Origin of the sequence: Microbacterium sp. K41, from assembly GCF_004794395.1 — a bacterium.
GTDB lineage: Bacteria > Actinomycetota > Actinomycetes > Actinomycetales > Microbacteriaceae > Microbacterium > Microbacterium sufflavum.
This window is the reverse complement of the sequence record NZ_SSDO01000383.1, coordinates 1-7531: the sequence shown is the minus strand read 5'-3', so window position 1 is coordinate 7531 and position 7531 is coordinate 1. Positions and strand designations below refer to the sequence as shown.

Here is a 7531-nt window from a genome sequence, read left to right as displayed (position 1 = left end):
GGGCCGCCGGTGCGCGCGTGCGTGCGGGCGCGGGCGACCAGGGCCGCCACGAGCTCGTCGTGCTTGGACGCGTGCACGAGCACCCGGGTGGCGGCCGTGCAGTCCTGTCCCGCGTTGAAGAACGCTCCGGCGACGATGCCCTCCACGGCGCGGTCGAGCGCCGCGTCGGCGAACACCAGGGCGGGCGCCTTGCCGCCGAGCTCCAGGTGCACGCGCTTCACGTCGTCGGCGGCCGATCGGGCGACCGCCATGCCCGCGCGCACCGAGCCGGTGATCGCGACCATCTGCGGCACCGGGTGGGCGATCAGCGCGGCGCCGGTGTCGCGGTCGCCCAGCACCACGTTGAACACTCCGGGCGGGGTGTGCCGCGCGACGATTTCGGCGAGCAGCAGCGTGGTGAGCGGCGTCGCCTCCGCGGGCTTGAGCACCACGGTGTTGCCCGCGGCGAGCGCCGGCGCGATCTTCCACACCGCCATGTTGAGCGGATAGTTCCACGGGGTGACCTGCGCGATGACCCCGATCGGCTCGCGGCGCACGAACGACGTGTGCCCGGCGACGTACTCCGCGGCGGCCCGCCCCTCGAGGCTGCGCGCGGCACCCGCGAAGAAGCGCAGCTGGTCGATGGACTGCTCGATCTCGTCGGCGACCAGCGTGGCTCGCGGCTTGCCCGTGTCACGCGACTCCAGGTCGGCGAACTCCTCCGCCCGCTCGGCCATCTCGTCGGCGATGCGGAACAGGGCGAGCTGGCGCTGCGCGGGCGTGGTGTCGCGCCACTCCGGGAACGCGGCGGCCGCGGCGGCGACGGCCGCGTCCACGTCGGCGGCGTCCGACAGGGGGATCTCGCCGTAGGGCTCCTCGGTCGCCGGGTCGATCAGGGGCAGCCGTCCCCGTCCGTGCGCGGGCACGGCGCGGCCGCCGAGGAAGTTGTGCAGGGGCTCGGTCGTCGTCGACGGGGTGTGCATGGCGCCATGGTAGCCACTCGAACGCGGAATCTGAAGGATGGCGAGGGTCGAACGACGGAATCAGTTGCGACAGCCCCCTGAGAATGTCACTATCGGTACATGACTCCGACGCCGCAGCCGCCCCTCGACGACATCTCCAAGCGCATCGTCGAGCTGCTGCAGGAGGACGGCCGTCGCCCCTACTCCGAGATCGCGCGCGAGGTCGGTCTCAGCGAGGCCGCCGCCCGCCAGCGGGTGCAGCGCATGACCGAGGCCGGGATCATCCAGATCGTCGCCGTCACCGATCCGCTCCAGCTCGGCTTCCGGCGCATGTCGATGATCGGCATCCGCGTCTCCGGCGACCCCCGCGCGATCGCCGAGGAGCTGACCGCGATCACCGAGCTCGCGTACGTCGTCGTCACGCTCGGCACCTTCGACATCCTCGTCGAGGCGGTGTGCGAGGACGACGACCACCTGATCGACCTCATCGCCACCCGCATCCGCACCATCCCCGGCATCGTGCAGACCGAGAGCCTGCTCTATGCCGGACTGTACAAAGACCTCTACAACTGGGGAACGCGCTGACGCGTCCCCGCACCCGGGAGTGAACATGGGCACCACGGTCTTCGAACGCCGGCGTCCCGCGCCGTCCGTCATCGACGAGTCCCTGCGCGACACCGCCCTGTCGGTCTTCTGGCTCGACGACGTCGACCGCCCGACGCATCCGCCGCTGCGCGGGGCGGCGCACGCCGACCTCGCGATCGTCGGCGGCGGCTACACCGGGCTGTGGACCGCGATCAGGGCGAAGGAGCGCGACCCCGGGCGCACGGTCGTGCTGCTGGAGGCCTCGCGCGTGGCCTGGGCCGCGTCGGGACGCAACGGCGGCTTCTGCGAGGCCAGCATCACGCACGGCCACGAGAACGGCGTGAACCGGTGGCCGGAGGAGATCGACCGGCTCGAGGAGCTGGGGCGGCAGAACCTCGACGGCATCGAGGACACCGTGCGCCGGTACGCCCTCGACGCCGAGTTCGAGCGCACGGGCCAGCTGGCCGTGGCCGTGGAGCCGCACCAGGTGGAGTGGCTACGCGAGGAGGAGGGCTTCCTCGACCGCGACGCCGTGCAGGCCGAGGTGCACTCCCCCACGTTCCTCGCCGGCGCGTGGGACCGGGAGGGCACGGCCCTCGTGCACCCCGCCAAGCTCGGCCTGGAGCTCGCGCGCCTGGCCGTCGAGCTCGGCGTGCAGATCCACGAGCACACGATGGTGCGCCGCATCGAGGGACCCGACGCCGGCCCGGTCACCCTCGTGACCGACGGCGGACGGGTGACCGCGGAGAACATCGCCCTCGCCACGAACGTGTTCCCTTCGCTGCTGAAGCGCAACCGGCTCATGACGGTGCCCGTGTACGACTACGTGTTGATGACCGAGCCGCTGTCGGCGGAGCAGCTCGACGCGATCGGCTGGCGCAACCGCCAGGGCCTCGCCGACAGCGCCAACCAGTTCCACTACTACCGGCTCACCGCCGACGACCGGATCCTGTTCGGCGGCTACGACGCGGTCTACCACTTCGGCGGGAAGGTGCGCCCCGCGTACGAGGACCGGATGGAGAGCCACCGCCGCCTCGCCTCGCACTTCTTCACCACGTTCCCGCAGCTCGCGGGGCTCCGCTTCACGCACCGCTGGGCCGGCGCGATCGACTCCTCCAGCCGGTTCTGCGCGTTCTTCGGCACGGCCCGTCGCGGGCGCGTGGCCTACGCCACGGGATTCACCGGGCTCGGGGTGGGCGCCGCGCGGTTCGCCGCCGACGTGATGCTCGACAAGCTCGCCGGGGAGGAGACCGAGCGCACGGAGCTGCGCATGGTGCGCGAGAAGCCGATCCCCTTCCCGCCCGAGCCCGCCGCCTCGATCGGCATCAACCTGGTGCGCGCCGCGATGGACCGCGCCGACCACGACGGGGGACGACGCGGCCCGTTCCTGAAGACGCTCGACGCCCTCGGCATGGGGTTCGACTCGTGACCGCGCTGACACCGGGCACGCCCGTGGACGCGCGCGCCGTCGCCCTCGCGCACGAGCCCCTGCCCGCGGACGAGGTGCGCGACGGAGCGCCGACCGCGGCGTATGCCGTGCTCGACGCCGCGGACGGGACGGAGATCGGCGTCTGGGAGATGACACCGGGCGCCGCGAGCGACACCGAGGAGGATGAGGTGTTCGTGGTGCTGTCTGGCCGCGCGACCATCGAGTTCACCGAGCCCGCGCTGCCGTCTGTCGAGGTCGGGCCCGGGTCGGTGATGCGCCTGTCGGCCGGCATGCGCACGGTGTGGACCGTGACCGAGACGCTGCGCAAGGTCTCTGTCGCGGTCTGAGCCTCAACCGCGACGGACCTCGGCGTGCGGCATGCGCTCGGCCATGATCCGCACCGCCTCGGGGTTGTCGTCGACCAGCACCGCGTCACGGCCCAGCGCCGACGCCACCGCCCCGGTCGTGCCGCTGCCCGCGAAGAGGTCGAGCACGCGATCGCCCGGACGGCTCGACGCCGTGACGATGCGCCGCAGGATCCCCTCGGGCTTCTGCGTCGGATAGCCCGTCTTCTCGCGACCCGTGGTGGGGACGATGGTGTGCCACCACACGTCGGTGGGGAGCTTGCCGCGCGCCGCCTTCTCCGCCGTGACCAGACCGGGAGCCATGTACGGCTCGCGGTCGACGTCGTCGGAGTTGAACACGTACGTGCGCGGGTTCTTCACGTACACCAGGATCGTGTCGTGCTTGGTGGGCCAGCGCCGCCGCGACTTCGCCCCGTAGTCGTAGGCCCAGATCAGCTCGTTGAGGAAGCAGTCCCGCCCGAACACCGCGTCGAGCATCACCTTGGCGTAGTGCGCCTCCCGGTAGTCGAGGTGCAGATACAGCGTGCCGTCGTCGCCCAGGAGCCGCCACGCCTCCTCCAGCCGCGGCATCAGGAAGGCGCCGTAGTCGTCGAAGCTGTCGTCGTACGCGCGGAGCATGCCCCGCACCCGCTCGTACGCGTGGCCGTGGAACCCGTGCCGCACCTCGGCCTCGGTCGTCGCGGGTCCGGAAGTCCGCGGATCTGCCTCCGCATCAGGCCCGTCGGCACCGGGGGCCTCCGGGTCGGCGGGGTCGTGAGGAGTCGTGAACGTCCGCCGTGCGGTCACGACCTGCCGCTCGCGCGCCCGCCCGGTGTTGAACGGCGGATCGAGGTACACCAGCGTGAACGATCCGGACGGCAGGGTCGCGGCGACGGCGAGGTTGTCGCCCTCCACGATCTCGACCGCACCCCGCGGCGCCCCCTCCGCGGCGACGGGACGGCCCGCGCCCGCGTCCGAGGTCGTCACGGCACCCGGTGCAGCCACGCGTCGGTGGAGAACTTCGACTCCACCAGAGCCTCGGCGTCGGCGTACTCCTCCGGCGTGATCGTGCCGTCTTCGGCGGACGTGAGCGAGCGGAACGTCTCCACGAACCGGTCGATGATCTCCGCCCGCTCGAGCCCGGTCTGGCTGCGCAGCGGGTCGACGCGCTTCGCCGCCGACGTGGTGCCCTTGTCGCTGAGCTTCTCGCGGCCGATGCGCAGCACCTCGGTCATCACCTGACCGTCGATGTCGTACGACAGCGTCGCGTGGTGCAGCACCCCGCCGTTGGCGAGACGCTTCTGCGCGGCGCCGCCGATCTTGCCGGTGGGGCTCGCGATGTCGTTGAGCGGCTGGTACACCGCGTCGATGCCGAGCGAGCGCAGGGCCTGCAGCACCCAGTCGTCCAGGAACGCGTAGGAGTCGGCGAAGGTCATGCCCGCCACGAGCGACGCCGGCACGTACAGCGAGTAGGTGATGATCTGGCCGGCCGCCATGAGCATGGCACCGCCGCCGGAGATGCGGCGCACCACGTCGAACCCGTGCCGGGCCGCGCCCTCCGGGTCGACCTCGTTGCGGTACGACTGGAACGAGCCGATCACGACCGCCGACTCGTCCCACTCCCAGATGCGCAGCGTGGGACGACGACGCCCCTCGCCCACGCGCGACGTGAGCACCTCGTCGAGCGCGAGGTTCATGCGCGGGGAGACGGCCCTGTCGTGCACGATCTCCCAGTCGAAGTCGCGCCAGCCCGGCGCGGTGACCAGGGCACGTCGCACGGCGGTGCCGACCGCCTCCGGCGTGAAGCCGAGCAGCTGCGCCCCCTCGGGGAGGGCCCCGCGGACGGCGGCCGCGATCGCGGAGGCGTCGGACTCCACGGGCAGACCCTCGACCGCCGCATTGATGTCGTCGAGCGCCGAGTCCGGTTCCAGGAAGAAGTCGCCGGCGAGCCGGAACCGCGCGATCCGGTCGTTCTCCACCTCGAGGTCGACGACGACGAGCTTGCCCCCAGGGACCTTGTATTCACCGTGCACGACTCCAGCTTAAGGCGCGCCGTGCCGCGCGGGTCAGCCGCCGAGCACCACCACGCGCTCCCCCGCGCGGATGGGCGTGGAGTAGCGGTTGCCCGGTGGCGGCAGCGGGCACACGAACTGGTCGGAGAACGCGCACGGCGGCAGGTAGGCGCGCGTGAAGTCGAGCACCGCCGTCCCGTCCTCGGCGGGCTCGTCGATCGGGAGGAAACGGAACCGGTACGTCTCCAGGCCGCTGGTGCCGTCGGAGAACACCGCGCTCAGCGTGCCCTGACCGGTGCGGGTGACCGTGAGGGTGTGCGGGGCTCCGGCGAGCGTGAAGTGCAGGCGCCCCGCCACGTCCGTCTCGCGCGAGGCGCCGTCGACCGAGGTCACCAGGATCCGCTCGCCCGGCGTCGGCTCGAACGTGGCGGGCAGCCGCCACCGCTCGTCCGGGGCGTAGGCGTCGATCGCCGTGAACCACTCCCGCTGCGGGCGCGCGGGGTTCCACACGCGCAGCGCGATCGCTCCGTTGCGGTCGAACACGCGCAGCTCGCGGCGACCCAGACGCAGGGTCTGGGTGCCACGGAGGGTGACGCTCGACCCCGCCTGACCGAGCTCGGTGCCGCGGATGCCATCGTCGCCGGCGAGGGCCCAGAGCCCGGGGATGCCGTCGACGGCCGCGGGCTCGCTGATGAGCCAGTTCGTGGACTCGAGCGCGGACGGCCCGTACTCCGCGCCGGCGTAGCGCTCGCGCGCCGCATGCCATTCGTGCCAGTCGCTCCGGAAACCCATCGCCGCGCGCCCTCCCGTCCCTGCTGCGGATGAGCCCGAATCTAGGTCGCCGACGCCGGGCGCGGCGCGCTCGCGTCACACTCCTTCACCGCGCGTCATCCCGCGTCACAGTCCGCCTCGGTCGCGTGCGGGTGTGGGTGCGGACGGGCCGGTGCGGGTGCGAAAAGGGGCCCACGAGGCCGGGCGGAGGGCCGATAACGACCTCGCACCGGGGTCGCCGCCCGGCAGCGGGGGTGTCAGCGGGCGGGGATGTGCGCGTCGAGCCACGCGAGCACGTCGGCGCGCACCTCGTCCTGCTGCTGCTCGTTGAAGATCTCGTGGCGGGCGTCGGGGTACACGAGGGTCGTGACGTCGGTGAGGCCCGAGCGGCGGCGGTACTCGTCGGCGAGCTTGTGGACGCTGCGCGGACCGCCGACCGGGTCGTCGCGGCCGACCAGGAGGAGCATCGGCAGGTCGCGGGCGAGGTGCTTCGCCGGACGCCCGTAGAGTCGCGCCGCGTCGAGCGGACCGAAGAGCTTCAGCAGGGGCACGCCCGTGGTGAGCGGGTCCTCCTCGAAGGACTTCCACACCGCGGGGTCGCGGCTCAGCCACTCGTATCCGGTCGCGTCGTCGGCGGCCCACGCGGCGTTCAGCGGCGCGGGGTTCAGCGACCGCGGGGTCCGCAGGGCCGAGCCGGAGAGGATCACCGCGTCGTACGCCTCGGCGTGCTCGTTCACGAGCATCTGCGCCAGGAACGACCCCCACGAGTGCCCGAGGAGCACGAGCGGCAGGCCGGGGTTCTCGTCGCGGATGATGCCGGTGAGCTGCCAGATCGCGTCCTTCGCCGCCCGGAGTCCGCCGGGGCCGAGCCGCCCCAGCTTCTCGGGGTCGCCGTGCTGACGCAGACCGGTGCGCCCGTGGCCGCGGTGGTCGTCGGCGTACACGTGGAAGCCCGCGCCGGTGAGCGCGGCGATCAGCGCGGGATAGCGGCCGGCGTGCTCGCCCACGCCGTGCAGCAGCTGCACGACGCCGCGGGGCTCGCCCGCAGCCGGGTGGACGTCGTAGACGATGGCGATGCCGTGGGAATCGGTGAACTCGCGGGTGTCGGTCACGCTGCGACCCTACCGGTCGCGCCCCGCGAGCGCGTCCCTGATCGCGACCGCGATGTCGCGGTCGGTGACCTCGTAGCCGCCCACGCCGTCGGACGCCGAGCCCATGCGCACGCCGCCTTCGGCGACGACCGTGCGCTTGGCGGAGAAGTGGAGCGCGTCGATGCCGGTCTCGGCGAGCACGGGGGCACTCGCGACGTCGACGCCGCTGCCGGCCATGACCTCGATCGCGCCCTCGGCCGCGGCGACCAGGGCGCGCAGCGTGTCGATGCCGTCGATCGCGGCGGACGCTCCGCCCGAGGTGAGCACGCGGCGCAGCCCGAGCTCGCGCGCGGTGCGG

The 7531-nt window shown here is 72.7% G+C and carries 9 protein-coding genes; 3 read left to right on the top strand and 6 right to left on the bottom strand.

Annotated features, from left to right (window positions below; translation table 11 throughout):
• Nucleotides 1-962: aldehyde dehydrogenase family protein (locus DW309_RS11945; protein WP_136045500.1), on the bottom strand; the 962-nt coding region annotated here is incomplete at its 3' end.
• A gap of 99 nt (nucleotides 963-1061) precedes the next feature.
• Between DW309_RS11945 and DW309_RS11940 the strand changes: the two genes are divergently transcribed.
• From DW309_RS11940 to DW309_RS11930, 3 genes are read left to right on the top strand one after another with little or no spacing between them, the layout of a single operon-like run.
• The gene (locus DW309_RS11940; protein ID WP_136036948.1) at nucleotides 1062-1526 is read left to right on the top strand and encodes an Lrp/AsnC family transcriptional regulator; all 465 of its coding nucleotides are present in this window, start codon (nucleotides 1062-1064) and stop codon (nucleotides 1524-1526) included.
• 25 nt (nucleotides 1527-1551) lie between these two features.
• Entirely contained in the window at nucleotides 1552-2955 is a 1404-nt protein-coding gene (locus DW309_RS11935; protein ID WP_136045499.1) for an NAD(P)/FAD-dependent oxidoreductase, read from the top strand.
• Complete coding sequence (locus tag DW309_RS11930) at nucleotides 2952-3302, top strand: cupin domain-containing protein (RefSeq protein WP_136045498.1); 351 nt, start codon at nucleotides 2952-2954, stop codon at nucleotides 3300-3302. The genes DW309_RS11935 and DW309_RS11930 overlap by 4 nt, the downstream gene beginning before the upstream one ends.
• A gap of 3 nt (nucleotides 3303-3305) precedes the next feature.
• On the opposite strand, the gene DW309_RS11925 is transcribed toward DW309_RS11930, so the two are convergent.
• The 5 genes from DW309_RS11925 to DW309_RS11905 form a co-directional block, all read right to left on the bottom strand.
• Complete coding sequence (locus DW309_RS11925) at nucleotides 3306-4217, bottom strand: DNA-methyltransferase (protein ID WP_136045501.1); 912 nt, start codon at nucleotides 4215-4217, stop codon at nucleotides 3306-3308.
• A 65-nt stretch (nucleotides 4218-4282) separates the two neighbouring features.
• Complete coding sequence (gene lplAB, locus DW309_RS11920) at nucleotides 4283-5332, bottom strand: lipoate-protein ligase LplAB (RefSeq protein ID WP_136028538.1); 1050 nt, start codon at nucleotides 5330-5332, stop codon at nucleotides 4283-4285.
• A 33-nt stretch (nucleotides 5333-5365) separates the two neighbouring features.
• Nucleotides 5366-6103 carry a DUF1684 domain-containing protein gene (locus DW309_RS11915; RefSeq protein WP_136045497.1) on the bottom strand — a complete coding sequence of 246 codons (738 nt, stop codon included), beginning with the start codon at nucleotides 6101-6103 and terminating at the stop codon, nucleotides 5366-5368.
• Nucleotides 6104-6339: 236 nt separating this feature from the next.
• Nucleotides 6340-7194: an alpha/beta fold hydrolase gene (locus DW309_RS11910; RefSeq protein ID WP_136028536.1), complete on the bottom strand. Its 855-nt coding sequence runs from the start codon at nucleotides 7192-7194 to the stop codon at nucleotides 6340-6342.
• Nucleotides 7195-7203: 9 nt separating this feature from the next.
• Nucleotides 7204-7531, bottom strand: a 328-nt coding sequence (locus tag DW309_RS11905; RefSeq protein WP_275090541.1) for a copper homeostasis protein CutC, incomplete at its 5' end; no start/stop codon positions are given.